At 58.2% G+C, this 17,559-nt stretch carries 14 protein-coding genes and 1 pseudogene; 6 read left to right on the top strand and 9 right to left on the bottom strand.

The window, feature by feature from the left end:
* Positions 1-5 precede the first annotated feature (5 nt).
* Positions 6-3,038: a multidrug efflux RND transporter permease subunit gene (locus tag CES87_RS06600; protein ID WP_128605485.1), complete on the top strand. Its 3,033-nt coding sequence runs from the start codon at positions 6-8 to the stop codon at positions 3,036-3,038.
* Between the two features lie 190 nt (positions 3,039-3,228).
* On the opposite strand, the gene CES87_RS06595 is transcribed toward CES87_RS06600, so the two are convergent.
* From CES87_RS06595 to colR, 4 genes and pseudogenes are all read right to left on the bottom strand, one after another.
* Positions 3,229-3,453, bottom strand: a complete 225-nt coding sequence (locus tag CES87_RS06595; protein WP_128605484.1) for a hypothetical protein — start codon at positions 3,451-3,453, stop codon at positions 3,229-3,231.
* 2 nt (positions 3,454-3,455) lie between these two features.
* Positions 3,456-3,572 (bottom strand): annotated as a pseudogene (locus CES87_RS32950) (InaA protein); the annotation flags it as partial.
* Positions 3,573-3,620: 48 nt separating this feature from the next.
* Positions 3,621-4,904, bottom strand: coding sequence for a HAMP domain-containing sensor histidine kinase (locus CES87_RS06585; RefSeq protein ID WP_128605483.1), 1,284 nt, complete (start codon positions 4,902-4,904; stop codon positions 3,621-3,623).
* Positions 4,894-5,577: a two-component system response regulator ColR gene (gene colR, locus CES87_RS06580; RefSeq protein ID WP_128605482.1), complete on the bottom strand. Its 684-nt coding sequence runs from the start codon at positions 5,575-5,577 to the stop codon at positions 4,894-4,896. The genes CES87_RS06585 and colR overlap by 11 nt, the downstream gene beginning before the upstream one ends.
* A gap of 203 nt (positions 5,578-5,780) precedes the next feature.
* Here colR and CES87_RS06575 point away from each other — a divergent pair, with 203 nt between their 5' ends.
* Together CES87_RS06575 and CES87_RS06570 are read left to right on the top strand one after the other, a co-directional pair.
* Positions 5,781-7,730 (top strand): LTA synthase family protein, encoded by a 1,950-nt coding sequence (locus tag CES87_RS06575; protein WP_128605481.1) that lies wholly within the window; start codon positions 5,781-5,783, stop codon positions 7,728-7,730.
* Between the two features lie 54 nt (positions 7,731-7,784).
* A complete protein-coding gene (locus tag CES87_RS06570) occupies positions 7,785-8,528 on the top strand; it encodes a phosphatase PAP2 family protein (protein WP_128605480.1) in 744 nt (247 codons plus the stop codon).
* A gap of 189 nt (positions 8,529-8,717) precedes the next feature.
* Here the strand turns inward: CES87_RS06570 and groL are convergent, their stop codons facing one another.
* The 4 genes from groL to CES87_RS06550 form a co-directional block, all read right to left on the bottom strand.
* Positions 8,718-10,361: a chaperonin GroEL gene (gene groL / locus CES87_RS06565; protein WP_128605479.1), complete on the bottom strand. Its 1,644-nt coding sequence runs from the start codon at positions 10,359-10,361 to the stop codon at positions 8,718-8,720.
* Positions 10,362-10,410: 49 nt separating this feature from the next.
* The gene (locus CES87_RS06560) at positions 10,411-10,704 is read right to left on the bottom strand and encodes a co-chaperone GroES (RefSeq protein WP_054045166.1); all 294 of its coding nucleotides are present in this window, start codon (positions 10,702-10,704) and stop codon (positions 10,411-10,413) included.
* 249 nt (positions 10,705-10,953) lie between these two features.
* On the bottom strand, positions 10,954-11,427 hold the full coding sequence (locus tag CES87_RS06555; RefSeq protein ID WP_128605478.1) for an FxsA family protein: 474 nt from the start codon (positions 11,425-11,427) through the stop codon (positions 10,954-10,956).
* A 66-nt stretch (positions 11,428-11,493) separates the two neighbouring features.
* Complete coding sequence (locus CES87_RS06550) at positions 11,494-12,225, bottom strand: HugZ family protein (protein WP_128605477.1); 732 nt, start codon at positions 12,223-12,225, stop codon at positions 11,494-11,496.
* A 163-nt stretch (positions 12,226-12,388) separates the two neighbouring features.
* On the opposite strand from CES87_RS06550, the gene CES87_RS06545 reads away from it, so the two are divergent.
* Complete coding sequence (locus CES87_RS06545; RefSeq protein ID WP_128605476.1) at positions 12,389-13,147, top strand: SDR family oxidoreductase; 759 nt, start codon at positions 12,389-12,391, stop codon at positions 13,145-13,147.
* 132 nt (positions 13,148-13,279) lie between these two features.
* On the opposite strand, the gene apbC is transcribed toward CES87_RS06545, so the two are convergent.
* On the bottom strand, positions 13,280-14,374 hold the full coding sequence (gene apbC / locus CES87_RS06535) for an iron-sulfur cluster carrier protein ApbC (protein WP_128605475.1): 1,095 nt from the start codon (positions 14,372-14,374) through the stop codon (positions 13,280-13,282).
* 328 nt (positions 14,375-14,702) lie between these two features.
* On the opposite strand from apbC, the gene metG reads away from it, so the two are divergent.
* The gene (gene metG / locus CES87_RS06525) at positions 14,703-16,754 is read left to right on the top strand and encodes a methionine--tRNA ligase (RefSeq protein ID WP_128605473.1); all 2,052 of its coding nucleotides are present in this window, start codon (positions 14,703-14,705) and stop codon (positions 16,752-16,754) included.
* 222 nt (positions 16,755-16,976) lie between these two features.
* On the top strand, positions 16,977-17,546 hold the full coding sequence (locus CES87_RS06520; protein ID WP_128605472.1) for an Rnf-Nqr domain containing protein: 570 nt from the start codon (positions 16,977-16,979) through the stop codon (positions 17,544-17,546).
* The last annotated feature ends 13 nt before the right edge of the window (positions 17,547-17,559 follow it).

Below are 17,559 nucleotides of genomic sequence, written 5' to 3'. Positions count from 1 at the left end.
CCCCAATGGCTTTTACTGATCCGTTCATCCGCCGCCCGGTGCTCGCCACCGTGGTCAGCCTGCTGATCGTGCTGCTGGGCTTCCAGGCCTGGAGCAAGTTGCCGCTGCGCCAATACCCGCAAATGGAAAACGCCCTGATCACGGTGACTACCGCTTACCCCGGGGCCAACGCCGAAACCATCCAGGGCTACATCACCCAGCCGATGCAACAGAGCCTGGCCAGCGCCGAAGGCATCGACTACATGACCTCGGTCAGTCGCCAGAACTTCTCGGTGATATCGATCTACGCACGCATCGGCGCCAACAGCGACCGTTTGTTCACCGAACTGTTGGCCAAGGCCAACGAGGTCAAGAACCAGCTGCCCCAGGACGCCGAAGACCCGGTTCTGAGCAAGGAAGCCGCCGACGCTTCGGTACTGATGTACATCAGCTTCTTCAGCAAGGAGCTGAGTAATCCACAGATCACCGACTATCTGTCGCGGGTGATCCAGCCGAAACTGGCAACCCTGCCGGGCATGGCCGAAGCCGAGATTCTCGGTAACCAGGTGTTCGCCATGCGCCTGTGGCTGGACCCGGTGAAGCTGGCCGGTTTCGGCCTGAGTGCCAGCGACGTGACCAACGCGGTGCGCCAGTACAACTTCCTCTCTGCCGCCGGCGAGGTGAAGGGCGAGTACGTGGTCACCAGCATCAACGCCAACACGGAACTCAAATCCGCCGAAGCCTTTGCCGCCATTCCACTCAAGATCGATGGCGACAGTCGCGTACTGTTGCGTGACGTTGCGCGGGTCGAGATGGGCGCGGAAAACTACAACACCATCAGTTCTTTCGGCGGTACGCCCTCGGTCTACATCGGCATCAAGGCCACGCCAGGCGCCAACCCGCTGGACGTGATCAAGGAAGTGCGCAAGATCATGCCGGATCTTGAGGCCCAATTGCCGCCGAACCTCAAGGGTGAAATCGCCTACGACGCCACACTGTTCATCCAGGCCTCGATCGATGAAGTGGTGAAAACCCTGTTTGAAGCGGTGCTGATCGTTATAGTCGTGGTGTTCCTGTTCCTCGGCGCGCTGCGCTCGGTGGTGATCCCGGTAGTCACCATTCCGTTGTCGATGATTGGCGTGATGTTCTTCATGCAGATGATGGGCTACTCGATCAACTTGCTGACGCTGCTGGCAATGGTGTTGGCCATCGGCCTGGTGGTGGACGACGCCATTGTGGTAGTGGAAAACATCCACCGTCACATCGAGGAAGGCAAGACACCGCTGGACGCGGCCATCGAAGGCGCCCGGGAAATCGCCATGCCGGTGGTTTCGATGACCATCACCCTGGCGGCCGTGTATGCGCCGATTGGCTTCTTGACGGGGCTAACGGGGGCACTGTTCAAGGAATTCGCCCTGACCCTGGCCGGTGCCGTGGTGATTTCCGGCATCGTCGCCCTGACCCTTTCGCCGATGATGTGCGCTTTTTTGTTACGCCACGATGAAAACCCCAGCGGCCTGGCCCACCGCCTCGACCTGATTTTCGAAAGCCTCAAACGCCGCTATCAAAGCATGCTGCACGGCACACTCAATACCCGGCCGGTGGTGCTGGTGTTTGCCGTCATCGTGTTGTGCCTCATACCGGTACTGCTCAAGTTCACCAAGTCGGAACTGGCGCCGGATGAGGACCAGGGCATCATTTTCATGATGGCCAACGCCCCGCAGCCGACCAACCTCGACTACCTGAACACCTACACCGACGAGTTCATCTCGATCTTCAAGGCGTTTCCCGAGTACTACTCCTCGTTCCAGATCAACGGTTTCAATGGGGTGCAATCGGGCATCGGCGGTTTCCTGCTCAAACCGTGGAATGAACGCCACCGGACTCAGATGCAGATACTGCCCGACGTTCAGGCCAAGCTTGAGCGCATTCCCGGGCTGCAGATTTTCGGCTTCAACCTACCTTCCTTGCCGGGTACTGGCGAGGGTCTGCCATTCCAGTTTGTCATCAATACCGCCAAGGATTACGAGTTGCTGCTGCAAGTGGTGGACCGGGTGAAGAAACGCGCGGTAGAGTCCGGCAAGTTCGCTTTTATCGACGTCGACCTGGCTTTCGACAAACCTGAAGTGGTGGTGGATATCGATCGGGCCAAGGCCGCGCAGATGGGCGTGTCGATGCAGGCTCTGGGCGGTACGCTGGCGACGTTACTGGGTGAAGCGGAAATCAACCGTTTCACCATCGAAGGTCGCAGCTACAAAGTCATTGCACAGGTTGAACGACCCTTCCGCGATAACCCTGACTGGCTGAACAACTACTACGTCAGAAACACCAAGGGGGAATTGCTGGCCCTGTCGACCCTCATAACCGTGACCGACCGGGCCCGGCCGCGGCAATTGAATCAGTTCCAGCAACTCAACTCGGCCATTCTTTCCGGCGTACCGCTGGTCAGCATGGGGGAAGCCATCGACACCGTGCGCCAGATCGCCCGGGAAGAAGCACCAGTGGGGTTTGCGTTCGACTACGCCGGTGCGTCGCGACAATACGTGCAGGAAGGCAGTGCGTTGTGGGTCACCTTTGCCTTGGCATTGGCAATCATTTTCCTGGTGCTGGCTGCACAATTCGAAAGCTTCCGCGATCCGCTGGTGATTCTGGTAACTGTGCCGCTGTCGATCTGCGGCGCGTTGCTCCCGTTGTTTCTGGGCTGGTCGAGCATGAACATCTACACCCAGGTCGGGCTGGTGACACTGATCGGGCTGATCAGCAAGCACGGGATCCTGATCGTCGAGTTCGCCAACCAGTTACGCAAGGACAAAGGTCTGACACCGCGCGAGGCCGTGGAGGAAGCTGCGTCCATCCGCTTGCGGCCGGTATTGATGACGACTGCTGCGATGGTGTTCGGCATGGTGCCGCTGATCATCGCCACGGGCGCGGGTGCGGTCAGCCGGTTCGATATCGGTATGGTGATCGCGACAGGGATGTCGATCGGCACGTTGTTTACGTTGTTTGTATTGCCGTGCGTATACACCCTGCTGGCAAAACCGGATAAGCCCAGACACTGATGTACCTGTGGGAGCGGGCTTGCTCGCGAAAGCGGTGTGTCATTCAGCATTGGTGTTGACTAGTACACCTCTTTCGCGAGCAAGTCGAACCGTCGCACCCCCGCCCCCACATTTGATCTACGACATATTTAAAATCGCGCATAAAAAAGGCCTCGCATCAGCGAGGCCTTTTATTTGGGCTTCAATTTTTTCAACTTTGCGGCCTCAGTCCTTGAGAAAGTCCGAACACGAACAGCAATAAATCACCATCGGGCTGAGTGGCCACGGATGTCTTGGCAACCCGTGGTAACGGACAATGATCGCCATTCACTGAACTTAGAACTTGCATGCGTGGCTGCTCCCAGGCAGCCACCGCAAGTGAAGCAACCGCCAAGGCTCCTACCAGAAACAAACCTCGCGCAACTTCGAGTTTCATTGCTATAAACCTTTGATAGCGCTGCCAAACGCCGTCCTATAAAAGTAGACGAGTTTTTCCCAGTCCGTCGGGCTGAACGACGAGTGGCGACGCAACTGCTTCATGTCGTGGGCCGCCGAGGCTTTACAGAGAGACTTGGGTGACCAGGATTGCCCTTTACAGACAGATCAATTCACGTCCGAGGTATTCAATTGCACCTGAAAACGACAACCATTGGGTTCCATGGTCGTCAGAGTGACGCTCCAGCCCTGGTTTTCGCATATTCGTTGGACTAACGATAACCCAAGCCCAAGGCCCTCGCCGCGTTTCTCGCTGCCCCGCACGAAAGGCTCGAACATCGCTTCGCGTTTTTCCTCGGGAATGCCCACGCCACTGTCCTCAACCGTGAAACCGCTGTCTGTCAGCGTCAGGCGAATGAACCCGTATTCGGTGTAATGCAGCGCGTTACGCAGCAGGTTGCCCATAACCGCGTGCAGGAGGGTCGCGTTGTAACCGGTGTTCTGCGAGTGACCCGGCTCGAAGATCAACTTCAGCCCTTTCTCCTCAATCGGCTCACGCCACAGAGTGAGCAATCCGTCGGCCACCTGGCCCACAGACTGCTGCGGCGACATGCTCGCGTCTTCGCGCTGGGCACGGGCCAGCATCAGGAAGGTTTGCACCAGTTCACGCATTTCTTCACTGGCGCGGGCGATTCGCTCGACCTGAGCGCGGCCTCGCTGATCGAGCACCGGGTTTTCCAGCAGCAGCTCGCAGGAACTGGCGAGCACCATCAACGGCGTGCGCAATTCGTGGCTGACGTCACTGGTGAACAACCGCTCCCGGCTCAGTGCCTGGCGCAGGCGTCCGAGTGTCGCGTCGAAGGCCACCGCCAGCTCACCCACCTCATCAGCGGCATAATCCGGTGCCAGCGGGGGCGCCAAACCCAGCAACTGGTCGCGATGACGCACCTGACGGGCCAGTCGTACAACCGGCGCCATTACCTTGCGCGCCAGGACCCAGCCGAGGAAAACCGCCAGCGCCAGGCTGAGCACGAAGCCCACCAGCACCACGGCAAACAGCACTCGCTCACGTTCTTCGAAGTCGCTCTGATCCTGCAGCAGTACATAGCGCCGACCGTCGACGATTTCGACCATCGCGTGGTAGGACAGCTGCTCGCGGAACACCTCGTGAAAACCCGGATCCAGGTGCCGCAAATCCTTGGGCAACGCAAAATCCCCCGGCCCGCCGCTGAAATAAAACAACTGGTCCGGTTCGGGGCGATGGTTCCAGTCCGAAAGGTTATCCATCAGCAACAGACGCTGCAAATCGCCACCCAGGCCTGCCGAGATCAGTTTTTCTTCCACCAGGTGCACGGTCGCCACAATGCCCATGGCAAAGGCGCCCGCCACCAGTGCGCTCATCAGCGCAAAGGCAATGATAATCCGTTGAGCAAGGCTCTGTTTAAACTCCATTACGCCCCTCGGCCAGGCGATAACCCACGCCGTGCACGGTGTGCAGCAACGGTTTGGCGAATGGCTTGTCGATCACCTGCCGCAATTGGTGGACATGGCTGCGCAAGCTGTCGCTGTCCGGGCAGTCATCGCCCCAAAGGGCCTCTTCGAGAATTTCACGGCGCAATACATGAGGGCTTTTCTGCATCAATACTGCCAGCAACTTCAGGCCCACCGGGTTGAGTTTCAGCATTCGGCCTTCGCGGGTGACTTCCAGCGTGTCGAGGTCATAGCTCAGGTCACCGACTTGCAAGGTGCGGCGACCGCCACCCTGGGTACGGCGCATGACCGCTTCGATCCGCGCCGCCAGTTCAGACAGGGCGAAAGGTTTGATCAGGTAATCGTCGGCACCAGACTTGAAGCCCTGAAGCCGGTCGTCGAGTTGATCTCGAGCAGTGAGCATGATCACCGGCGTGTCACGGCGGGCATCTTCGCGCAGACGCTTGCAAAGGGTGTAGCCGTCGATGCCTGGCAGCATGATATCGAGCACGATCAAATCGTAATGTTCAGTGGCCGCCAGGTGCAGGCCCGACAAACCGTCCTGCGCGCAATCCACGGTGTAGCCTTTGAGCCCCAGATAATCGGCCAGATTGGCCAGGATATCGCGGTTGTCTTCAACCAATAAAATTCGCATGGGCATCTTCTCCGTACACAGTAGCGGCCGTCTTGGCCCGCGCAGCTTAAGGCCAAGTGTGGCTCACGGCTAGGGGAAGGGAAATTCAGGAATCGACTCGCTCAACCGAAGGACTAGAATGACAAGTTTTTCACTATCGATTTACACCATAATTATAGTGATTAGTTGATACTGTCATAGCATTGATATAAGGAATGCAAATAATGGACTTCTTGAAGACGGCGCCAATGCGCTTTCTACTGTTGGTAACCGGCTCCTGGCTGATTATTTTTCTTTTGACCCGAGCGGTTCTGCTCCTGACCCATCTCGATGAGGCCGGTAGTGGGTTCCTCTCGGTTTTCGGCATTGGTCTGCTCTACGATCTCGGCTTCATTGCCTACGCGGCGCTGCCCATGGGGCTCTACCTGCTGCTGTGCCCGCCAGCGTTGTGGCGCCGTCGTGGTCATCACTGGTTTCTTCAGGGACTGCTGACCGTCAGCCTGTTCGCAATGCTGTTCACCTCGGTGGCCGAGTGGCTGTTCTGGGATGAGTTCGGTGTGCGCTTCAACTTCATTGCGGTTGACTACTTGGTGTATTCAGACGAAGTGCTGAACAACCTGCTTGAGTCGTATCCGATCGGCAAGCTGCTGAGCATCCTCGCTGTGCTGGCCGTGGCCCTGAGTTTCGCGTTGCGCAAACCTTTCAATGCCTCGCTCGCAGCACCATTGCCGCCCCTGCGCGGGCGCTTGCTGAATGCGCTGGGCCTTTTACTTGTCGCCGGCCTTAGCCTGCAACTGCTCAGCCAGGACGCCCCGCGCGCCCAGGGCGGCAACGCTTATCAGAACGAACTGGCAAGCAACGGCCCGTATCAGTTCTTTGCCGCTTTCCGTAACAATGAACTGGACTACCCACAGTTCTACAGCACGCGGCCATCGGCGGTCGTTGCGCAACAGATTCGCGCCGAGTTGAATGAACCCAATGCCCGTTTCATTGGTGAAGATCCACAGGACATTCGTCGACAAATCGATAATCCGGGTACGCCACGCAAGCCCAATATCGTGCTGGTCACTATTGAAAGCTTCAGCGCCAAGTACATGGGCAGCAATGGTGATGAACGCAACTTGACGCCAAATCTGGACGCGCTGCGCAAGCAGAGCTTGTATTTCAACAACTTCTACGCCACCGGCACCCGCACCGATCGCGGCCTGGAAGCCATCACCCTGGCCATTCCGCCAACGCCCGGGCGCTCGATCGTCAAACGTGTGGGTCGCGAAAGCGGCTTCGCCAGCCTCGGCCAGCAGCTCGTTGCCGTGGGTTACGACAGTGTGTTTGTCTATGGCGGACGCGGTTACTTTGACAACATGAATGCTTTCTTCAGTGGCAATGGCTATCGCGTTGTCGACCAAAGCAGTATCGATGAGTCAGAGATTCATTTCAAAAATGCCTGGGGCATGGCTGATGAGGATCTCTACAAACAGACTCTCAAGCTGGCCGACGCCGACCATGCAAAGCAACAACCATTTCTATTGCAGTTGATGACAACGTCCAACCATCGCCCCTATACCTATCCGGACAATCGGATCGATATCAAATCCGGTAACGGGCGCGACGGCGCAGTGAAATATACCGACTATGCGATTGGCCAGTTCCTCGACCAGGCACGTCAAAAACCCTGGTTCGACAATACTATTTTCATCTTTGTCGCTGACCACACCGCAGGCAGTGCCGGTAAAGAAGACCTACCAATCAGTAACTACCAGATTCCACTGTTCATCTATGCACCGAAGTTGATAGAAGCCCGCGAGACTGCACAACTGGCCAGCCAGATCGACCTCGCGCCAACCTTGTTGGGCCTGCTGAATCTGGATTACGAGTCGACGTTCTTTGGGCGTAACCTGTTGCAGGACAATCCGTTGCCCCCGCGAGTGGTGGTTGGTAATTATCAACATCTTGGATTGTTCGACGGCAAAGACCTTGCGATCCTGAGTCCGCGCCAGGGATTGCGTCGTCATGATGACGCCTTGACTGACAGTCGCGAGTCCCGCTCCAGCGCCAGTGACCCCTTGATCACCCGCGCTATTACGTATTACCAAACCGCCAGTTATGGCTTCAAGCAACAGCTGCTTGGCTGGAGGGTGCCCAAGGAGGGCGCCAAGCAAGTCAGCGATCGATAACCGAATCGCCCCGGGCTGATGCCCCGGGGCTTTTTCCATTGTCCAGGATCCACCATGTCATCAACCGTTGTCCGCCCTGCCTCTCGCCCACTCAACTTATGGGTGTACCTGGGCGTTCCCGTCATTGCGGCGATCATTTTAGTACTGCTCGAACTGACCTCACTGGACATGGACCTCGCCAGACTGTTCTACGACCCGACTGTCGGGGACTTTATCGGGAGGCACAGTTACTTCCTTGAAACCATCCTGCATACCCGCGCCAAGCAAGTGGTCATCGGCTTCTCGGTGCTGTCCATTCTCGGCTTCATCGGTTCGTTCTTCATTGACAGGCTCAAACCGCTCAAGCGGGAACTGGGCTGCCTGGTGTTATCTCTGGGCCTGGCAACCTCCTTTGTCACGCCAATGAAAGCAGTGACGGCGGTGCAGTGCCCGTGGAGCCTTGAGCAGTTCGGCGGTCACGAAACCTACAGTGAATTGCTGAGCCCTCGCCCACACACCGACAAACCTGGTCGCTGCTGGCCGGGCGGTCATGCCGCAACCGGTTTCACCCTGTTTGCGCTGTTTTTCGTGTTGCGCGACCGTCGTCCACGACTGGCCCGCGTGGCGTTCGCCTTTGCCTTCGCCCTGGGTACGGTGTTTTCCATCGGCCGGATGATGCAGGGGGCACACTTTTTTTCGCACAACGTGTGGACGGCGGTGTTCTGCTGGCTGATCTGTCTGGGGTCGTACTATTGGATTCTGTATCGCCCAACGTCCAGATCCGAAGACGCGGCCAAAGCACAATCGGTTAGCGTCTGAAACACAGATCAAAATGTATGCGAGCCTGCTCGCGATGGCGGTTTAGCCTTCAACAAATATGTTGACTGAAATTGCGCTTTCGCGAGCAAGCCCGCTCCCACACTTAATCTAGGTGGCCCTCAAATACGGGCAATAAAAAACCCCGCCTGCTTTCGCAGGCGGGGTTTTTAGTACAGGGGTAAGGCTGGCTTACATCATGCCGCCCATGCCGCCCATACCGCCCATGTCTGGCATACCGCCGCCAGCTGGTGCGTCGTCCTTGATCTCGGCGATCATGGCTTCAGTGGTGATCATCAGGCTGGCAATCGACGAAGCCGCTTGCAGAGCCGAACGGGTCACTTTAGCCGGGTCCAGGATACCCATTTCGATCATGTCGCCGTATTCGCCAGTCGCAGCGTTGTAACCGAAGTTACCCTCGCCTTGCTTGACCTTGTCGACAACAACGCTTGGCTCGTCGCCGGAGTTGGCAACGATTTGGCGCAGCGGAGCTTCTACAGCGCGACGCAGCAGAGCGATACCTACGTCCTGATCAGCGTTGTCGCCTTTCAGTTCGCTGATGGCTTGCAGAGCACGAACCAGTGCCACGCCGCCGCCAGGTACCACGCCTTCTTCAACGGCTGCACGGGTAGCGTGCAGGGCGTCTTCAACGCGGGCTTTCTTCTCTTTCATTTCAACTTCGGAACCAGCGCCAACCTTGATCACTGCAACGCCGCCGGACAGCTTGGCCAGACGCTCTTGCAGTTTTTCACGGTCGTAGTCGGACGAAGTGTCAGCCACTTGCTGACGGATCTGCAGAACGCGAGCCTGGATGTCAGCCTCAACGCCAGCGCCGTCGATCACGGTGGTGTTTTCTTTGGACAGGATCACGCGCTTGGCATTACCCAGGTGTTCCAGGGTAGTGCTTTCCAGGCTCAGACCGATCTCTTCGGAGATAACGGTACCGCCAGTCAGAACAGCGATGTCCTGCAGCATTGCCTTGCGACGGTCGCCGAAGCCAGGAGCCTTGACGGCTGCGACTTTAACGATGCCACGCATGTTGTTCACAACCAGAGTCGCCAGGGCTTCGCCTTCAACGTCTTCGGCAACGATCAGCAGTGGACGGCCGGCTTTGGCAACGGCTTCCAGTACTGGCAACATTTCGCGGATGTTCGAGATCTTTTTGTCGACCAGCAGGATCAGCGGACCGTCCAGCTCGGCAGTCATGGTCTCTGGCTTGTTGACGAAGTACGGGGACAGGTAGCCACGGTCGAACTGCATGCCTTCAACAACCGACAGTTCGTTTTCCAGGCCCGAGCCTTCTTCAACGGTGATCACGCCTTCTTTACCGACTTTTTCCATGGCTTCGGCAATGATGTCGCCGATGGAGCTGTCGGAGTTGGCCGAGATGGTGCCTACCTGAGCGATTGCCTTGGTGTCAGCGCAAGGCTTGGACAGGGCTTTCAGCTCTTTGACGATCGCGATGGTCGCTTTGTCGATACCGCGCTTCAGGTCCATCGGGTTCATGCCGGCAGCGACGGCTTTCAGGCCTTCGTTGACGATCGATTGAGCCAGAACGGTAGCGGTGGTGGTGCCATCGCCTGCGTCATCGTTGGCACGGGAAGCAACGTCTTTAACCAGCTGCGCGCCCATGTTTTCGAAGCGGTCTTTCAGCTCGATTTCTTTGGCAACGGACACGCCGTCCTTGGTGATGGTCGGAGCGCCGAAGCTCTTCTCGATGATCACGTTACGGCCTTTAGGGCCCAGGGTCGCTTTTACCGCGTCAGCCAGGACGTTAACACCGGCGAGCATTTTCTTGCGGGCGGAATCGCCGAATTTAACTTCTTTAGCAGCCATGATCGATATTCCTTAAATACTTTGTAGTAGCGGGAAAATGAGCGGGGAATCAGCCTTCGATAACAGCGAGAATCTCGTTCTCAGCCATTACCAGCAGGTCTTCGCCGTCGACTTTCACAGTGTTGCTGCCGGAGTAAGGACCGAACACAACCTTGTCGCCCACTTTGACGGCCAGTGCACGCACTTCACCGTTTTCCAGTACGCGGCCGGTGCCTACAGCGAGGATTTCGCCGCTGTTGGCTTTTTCGGCAGCCGAACCTGGCAGGACGATACCGCCAGCGGTTTTCTTTTCTTCTTCGCTGCGACGGATGACGACGCGGTCATGCAGAGGACGAAGCTTCATTGTCGATCTCTCCTAATTGTGGTTTTCATCGGCCGGTGTAGTCCCGGCGGGTTTAACAAAGTCCGGCGATGCCGGGTGCGGCTCGACAAGCGAACCGCGGAAGTCTGTCTGGCGTGATCACCAGAAACCTTGCGGTGACCGTTACATAAGGGCGCATAAGCTTATTACAAGGGCCGGGATCGAAAATTTTTCATGTCGATGCCCCGCAAACGAACACGGCACCCGAAGGTGCCGTGCCGATATTGGCTGTTACTTGCTATCGCGGTGTTCGAACTCGCCTTCGATCACGTTGGGCTCGCGGCCCAGTGGCTCGCGTGGCGCGGGTCCGCGGGCCTGCAGGTCATCGGCGAATGCACGCTGGCGGATCGCTTGTTCCTCGGCGCGCTGGCGCATTTTATTGGCCAGCAGACGACGAGAGATTGGCAACAGCATGATCAGGCCAAGCACGTCGGTGACGAAACCCGGCAAGATCAGCAAACCGCCAGCCAGGGCCAGCATCAGGCCTTCGAGCATGGTCTGGGCGGGTAGCTCGCCGCGGTTCAGGCTTTCACGGGCACGCAATGCCGTTGCCAAACCGGCGATTCGCAGCACGAACACGCCGAGCATCGAGCCGAGAATGACCAGCAGCAGGGCCGGAAAAAACCCGATAGCCCCTGCCACCTTGACGAATACGAACAGCTCCAACACCGGAAACAGTACAAAGAGCAGCAAAAAAGGGCGCATCAAATGGTTCCTCAACGCAAGAATGCCTTGCCAGTCTTCCCTAGATGACGTCGCCGTTGCGTGAATTCAAGCGTCGGCCACTTCATTTTTCGGCCATTGCTCGGCGTGGGCCAGGAAAACCAAGGCCTCGCGAACTTGTGTCGGCGTATTACATGGGGCTTGGAACGGCAACCAATAGACGCCCTGACCTATGCGCAAGTGCATGCCTTCGGTATCGATTCCTACCATTTGCGCCGGTGCGGTTTTCGGCAACCCCGCCAGGTCGACGTAATGGGCAATGGCCTTGGCGTGGTCGGCGTTCATATGTTCGACCATGCTCAGTTCGGCTTTGCCGGCAAAGGGGTTGGCCAGGATCAGGTCGTTGACCCAGTGGATGGCGCCAAAACCGCCGATGTAACGATGACGCACCGGTTGCAATACCCAGAAATCGAAATCATGGGCCTTGTGATAATTCTGCGAACCGGGGAAGTAACGGTAGTAGCGTTCGGCAGCCGCTTCGATGGCGGTCTCGTCCTCGATCCGCTGAGCTTCGGCCAGGTAAGTCAGGCGCCCGACGGCCTGCACGTCCTCGGCTTCACGCTCGCCCACCAGCAGCGAGCATTTCGGATCCTTTTGCAGGTTGTGGGTGTGCTGGGCAATGCGGCTGATGAGGATCAGCGGCCGGCCCTGCTCGTCCAGGCAGTAAGGAACCACGGAACCGAACGGAAAACCGGGCATTGCCTTGGAGAGCGTCGACAGAACTCCGCGGTATTCCTTGAGCAACAATTCTCGGGCATGCTTGGCAACTTCAACGCTCAATTTATGACTCCTCATATAGAATCAGTCAGAAAAACGGACAGGCGACTGGTGAAAGTCCCAGCACGCCATTAGGGCAGTTCTCATGTGCAGCCAGGCCACGTCAGGCGCAAATCGAGAGGCCCTCTTCAAGGAAACCACTCAGATCTGCTACCGGGGCATACCAATGCAACTCGCTGACAAAGTAATCATTATCACTGGCGGTTGCCAGGGTTTAGGCCGCTCCATGGCCGAGTATTTCGCCGGCAAAGGCGCGAAACTGGCCCTTGTTGATCTCAATCAGGAAAAGCTCGATGACGCCGTGGCAGCTTGCACGGCCAAGGGTGTCGAGGCCCGCGCCTACCTGTGCAACGTGGCCAATGAAGAGCAAGTGACCCACATGGTCGCCCGGGTCGCTGAAGATTTTGGCGCGATCCATGGCCTGATCAACAACGCCGGCATCCTGCGCGACGGCCTGTTGCTCAAGGTAAAGGACGGCGAGATGACCAAGATGAGCCTGGCCCAATGGCAGGCAGTCATCGACGTCAACCTGACCGGCGTATTCCTGTGTACCCGTGAAGTCGCGGCGAAAATGGTCGAGTTGAAGAACAGCGGGACAATTATCAATATCTCGTCGATTTCCCGTGCCGGCAACGTCGGTCAGACCAACTACTCCGCTGCCAAGGCTGGTGTCGCCGCGGCGACCGTGACCTGGGCCAAGGAACTGGCGCGCTACGGCATCCGCGTGGCGGGCATTGCACCGGGCTTCATCGAAACCGAGATGACCCTGGGCATGAAGCCTGAGGCGCTGGAGAAGATGACATCGGGAATTCCGCTCAAGCGCATGGGCAAGCCGCAAGAGATCGCTCATTCGGCGGCGTATATTTTCGAGAACGACTACTACACCGGCCGGATTCTGGAATTGGATGGCGGGTTGCGCATCTAAAGCCACCGCAAAACAACTGTGGGAGCGGGCTTGCTCGCGAAGGCGGTGTGTCAAACAACATCAACGTTGACTGACACACCGCCTTCGCGAGCAAGCCCGCTCCCACATTCGATTAGCGTTATTTTACGGATATCAATCGTCGCTGATGGTGATATTCGGCATCGCCGGCATCGCCGCTTCCTGCAACACGATCCGCGCACCGACATGGCGGGCCAGCTCCTGGTAAACCATCGCAATCTGACTGTCAGGCTCGGCGATCACCGTCGGCTTGCCGCCATCGGCCTGCTCGCGGATGACCATCGACAGCGGCAGCGAAGCCAGCAGCTCGACGCCGTACTGGTTGGCCAGTTTCACCCCGCCGCCCTCTCCGAACAGATGCTCGGCATGTCCGCAATTGGAGCAGATGTGCACGGCCATGTTTTCCACCACGCCCAGCACCGGGATGTTGACCTTGCGGAACATCTCCACGCCCTTGCGCGCGTCGAGCAAGGCCAGGTCCTGTGGTGTAGTGACGATGACCGCACCGGCCACCGGGACTTTCTGCGCCAGGGTCAGCTGGATGTCACCAGTGCCTGGCGGCATGTCGATAACCAGGTAGTCCAGGTCGCCCCACGCGGTCTGGGTCACCAGTTGCAACAAGGCGCCGGAAACCATCGGCCCGCGCCAGACCATCGGCGTGTTGTCATCGGTCAGGAAGGCCATGGACATCACTTCAACGCCATGGGACTCGATGGGCACGAACCATTTCTGATCCTTGATCTGCGGTCGGGTGCCTTCAGCGATACCGAACATGATGCCCTGGCTCGGACCGTAAATATCTGCGTCGAGGATGCCGACCTTGGCGCCTTCGCGGGCCAGCGCCAACGCGAGGTTGGCGGCGGTGGTGGATTTGCCCACGCCACCCTTGCCGGATGCCACGGCCACTACGTTCTTGACGTTGGCCAAGCCCGGAATTTGTGCCTGGGCCTTGTGCGCGGCAATCACGCTGGTGATGTCGACGCGTGCCGTTGATACGCCCTCCAGGCCTTCGATGGCCATTTGCAGCATCTGCGCCCAGCCACTTTTGAACAGACCTGCGGCGTAACCCAGTTCGAGCTGAACGCTGACGCGGTCCCCTTGAACGTCGATGCTGCGCACGCATCCGGCGCTGACCGGGTCCTGGTTCAGGTAAGGGTCGGTGTATTGGCGAAGGACGGCTTCCACCGCTGCGCGATTGACGGCGCTCATGGGCAACTCCGATAACAAGACTGGAAAACAGGCGGGTATCGTACCTGTTCTATAGTGCGTACGGCATGCTTTCAGAATGTGACAGATGTCCTATGGCCAGACGCAACCTGTAGCAGCTGGCGAAGCCTGCGTTCGGCTGCGAAGCAGTCGTCATCCGGACAACTCGGCTTACCTGAAGCACCGCGCTGCCTGGTTTTACGACTGCTGCGCAGCCGAACGCAGGCTTCGCCAGCTGCTACATGACCCGCGGTGGCTGGTCGTGGGGGTGAAAAATCTGCGCCGCCGCTTTATAGTGGCCGACCTCCGTTTCATCAAGTAGCCGAGCCCCATGTCCGAGCCACGCAAGATTCTCGTCACCAGCGCCCTGCCCTATGCCAATGGTTCGATTCACCTCGGCCATATGCTGGAATATATCCAGACCGATATGTGGGTGCGCTTCCAGAAGCACCGCGGCAATCAATGCATCTATGTCTGCGCCGACGACGCCCACGGTTCGGCGATCATGCTGCGCGCGGAAAAAGAAGGCATCACCCCGGAACAACTGATCGCCAACGTCCAGGCTGAACACAGCGCCGACTTTGCCGAGTTTTTGGTGGACTTCGACAACTTCCACTCCACTCACGCAGAAGAAAACCGTGAGCTGTCGAGCCAGATTTACCTGAAGCTGCGCGACGCCGGGCACATCGCCACGCGCTCGATCACGCAATACTTCGACCCGGAAAAGAAAATGTTCCTGGCCGACCGCTTCATCAAGGGCACCTGCCCGAAATGCGGCACTGAAGACCAGTACGGCGACAACTGCGAAAAATGCGGTGCGACCTACGCGCCGACCGACCTGAAAGATCCAAAGTCGGCGATTTCCGGCGCCACTCCGGTGCTCAAGGATTCCCAGCACTTCTTCTTCAAGTTGCCGGACTTCCAGGAAATGCTGCAAACCTGGACCCGCAGCGGCACCCTGCAAGACGCCGTCGCCAACAAAATCGCCGAATGGCTGGATGCCGGCCTGCAACAGTGGGACATCTCCCGCGATGCACCGTACTTCGGCTTTGAAATTCCCGATGAGCCGGGCAAGTACTTCTACGTTTGGCTGGATGCGCCGATCGGCTACATGGCGAGCTTCAAGAACCTTTGCGACCGTACGCCGGAGCTGGATTTCGACGCGTTCTGGGGCAAGGATTCCACGGCCGAGCTGTACCATTTCATCGGCAAGGACATCGTCAACTTCCACGCCCTGTTCTGGCCTGCCATGCTCGAAGGCTCGGGCTACCGCAAGCCGACCGGCATCAACGTGCACGGCTACCTGACCGTCAACGGCCAGAAAATGTCCAAGTCCCGTGGCACCTTCATCAGGGCGCGGACCTACCTGGATCACCTGTCGCCGGAATACCTGCGCTACTACTACGCGGCCAAGCTGAGCCGTGGCGTCGACGACCTGGACCTGAACCTCGAAGACTTCGTGCAGAAGGTCAATTCCGACCTGGTCGGCAAAGTCGTCAACATCGCCAGCCGTTGCGCCGGCTTCATCCACAAAGGCAATGCTGGCGTGATGGTCGATACCAACGCCGCACCGGAGCTGACCGAAGCGTTCCTGGCCGCCGCGCCTGGCATCGCCGACGCCTATGAAGCCCGCGACTTTGCCCGCGCCATGCGCGAGATCATGGCTCTGGCCGACCGCGCCAACGCCTGGATCGCCGACAAGGCACCGTGGTCGCTGAACAAACAGGAAGGCAAGCAGGATGAAGTCCAGGCCATCTGCGCCACCGGCGTCAACCTGTTCCGCCAGCTGGTGATTTTCCTCAAGCCTGTGCTGCCGTTGCTGGCCGCCGATGCCGAGGCGTTCCTGAACGTCGAGCCGCTGACCTGGAACGACCACGCAGCCTGGCTCACCAACCATCAGCTGAACGAGTTCAAGCCGCTGATGACCCGGATCGACCCGGTAAAAGTGCAGGCAATGAGCGACGCTTCGAAAGAAGACCTGACCGCCAGCCAGACCGACACCGGCGAAACTGCACCTGCCGGCAACGGCGAGTTGACCAAGGATCCGTTGTCCCCGGAAATCGAGTTCGACACCTTTGCCGCGGTAGACCTGCGCGTAGCCCTGATCATCAAGGCCGAAGCGGTCGAAGGCGCCGACAAGCTGCTGCGACTGACCCTCGACATCGGTGACGAGCAGCGAAACGTGTTCTCCGGAATCAAGAGCGCTTACCCGGATCCGTCCAAGCTCGATGGTCGTCTGACCATGATGATCGCCAACCTCAAACCTCGCAAAATGAAATTCGGTATCTCCGAGGGCATGGTGATGGCGGCCGGTCCTGGCGGAGAAGAAATCTACCTGCTGAGCCCTGACAGCGGCGCCAAGCCTGGTCAGCGCATCAAGTAAGGTAGGGCGGCAAACCGATCCCACAGTCGTGCCTGGCGCGACTGTGGGATTTTCATGTCTGGCCCACCCTCCGCCCTTGCCGGATAATGCCGTAGGAGCGAGCATGCTCGCGATGGTCGTCAACGATAACGCGCGTTCACTGGTTAAACAGTGCGCTCTTGAGTCCATCGCGAGCATGCTCGCTCCTACAGATCAAGCTTTACCGTTCTTGTCGGTACGATCATGACCGAAGCATTTCTTACGCTTATCAGCACTGCCCTGATCAACAACCTCGTGTTGCAATGGCCGCTGGGTGCAGATCCGCTCTTGGGCAGCGAACGCCGGCAAGTCCATGCCCTGGGCATCGCGACGACCTGCCTGATGCTGATTGTCGGTACGCTCGGTTACGCGCTCTACCATTGGCTGCTCATACCGCTGGAATTGACGTCCCTGCGTCTGTTCGTGTTCCTGCCTCTTAGTGTGCTACTGATCGCCCCCCTGCTGAATGGACTGTCCAGGGTGCTTTCGACGCTGTCGTTTGAAGGTCTGTGGCCGCTGCTGCTGGGCAACGCCGGCGTGCTCGGGGTAACGCTTCTCAACATCCAGAATGATAAAGGATTCGTTGCTGCCGCAGCCCTCAGCCTGGGTGCCGGGCTGGGTTTCTGGCTGGTGCTGAGCCTGTTCAACGACCTGCGCCAACGCACGCTCGATAACGATGTTCCCCTGCCCTTGCGCGGTTTGCCGATCGATCTGATCGGCGCTGGCCTGATTGCAGTGGCCTTTCTCGGATTCAGTGGACTGATCAAAACATGAGTCTGATTCAACG

Source organism: Pseudomonas sp. ERMR1:02, from assembly GCF_002277815.1.
Classification (GTDB): domain Bacteria; phylum Pseudomonadota; class Gammaproteobacteria; order Pseudomonadales; family Pseudomonadaceae; genus Aquipseudomonas.
This window is presented reverse-complemented; position numbering and strand designations above follow the sequence as displayed.

Coding starts and splice junctions, on each gene's coding strand:
- CES87_RS06595 (WP_128605484.1), bottom strand. CDS start 3,453: ATGAAACTCGAAGTTGCGCGAGGTTTGTTTCTGGTAGGAGCCTTGGCG.
- CES87_RS06560 (WP_054045166.1), bottom strand. CDS start 10,704: ATGAAGCTTCGTCCTCTGCATGACCGCGTCGTCATCCGTCGCAGCGAA.
- CES87_RS06570 (WP_128605480.1), top strand. CDS start 7,785: ATGTCATCAACCGTTGTCCGCCCTGCCTCTCGCCCACTCAACTTATGG.
- CES87_RS06545 (WP_128605476.1), top strand. CDS start 12,389: ATGCAACTCGCTGACAAAGTAATCATTATCACTGGCGGTTGCCAGGGT.
- CES87_RS06520 (WP_128605472.1), top strand. CDS start 16,977: ATGACCGAAGCATTTCTTACGCTTATCAGCACTGCCCTGATCAACAAC.
- CES87_RS06575 (WP_128605481.1), top strand. CDS start 5,781: ATGGACTTCTTGAAGACGGCGCCAATGCGCTTTCTACTGTTGGTAACC.
- CES87_RS06585 (WP_128605483.1), bottom strand. CDS start 4,904: ATGGAGTTTAAACAGAGCCTTGCTCAACGGATTATCATTGCCTTTGCG.
- apbC (WP_128605475.1), bottom strand. CDS start 14,374: ATGAGCGCCGTCAATCGCGCAGCGGTGGAAGCCGTCCTTCGCCAATAC.
- metG (WP_128605473.1), top strand. CDS start 14,703: ATGTCCGAGCCACGCAAGATTCTCGTCACCAGCGCCCTGCCCTATGCC.
- groL (WP_128605479.1), bottom strand. CDS start 10,361: ATGGCTGCTAAAGAAGTTAAATTCGGCGATTCCGCCCGCAAGAAAATG.
- CES87_RS06555 (WP_128605478.1), bottom strand. CDS start 11,427: ATGCGCCCTTTTTTGCTGCTCTTTGTACTGTTTCCGGTGTTGGAGCTG.
- colR (WP_128605482.1), bottom strand. CDS start 5,577: ATGCGAATTTTATTGGTTGAAGACAACCGCGATATCCTGGCCAATCTG.
- CES87_RS06600 (WP_128605485.1), top strand. CDS start 6: ATGGCTTTTACTGATCCGTTCATCCGCCGCCCGGTGCTCGCCACCGTG.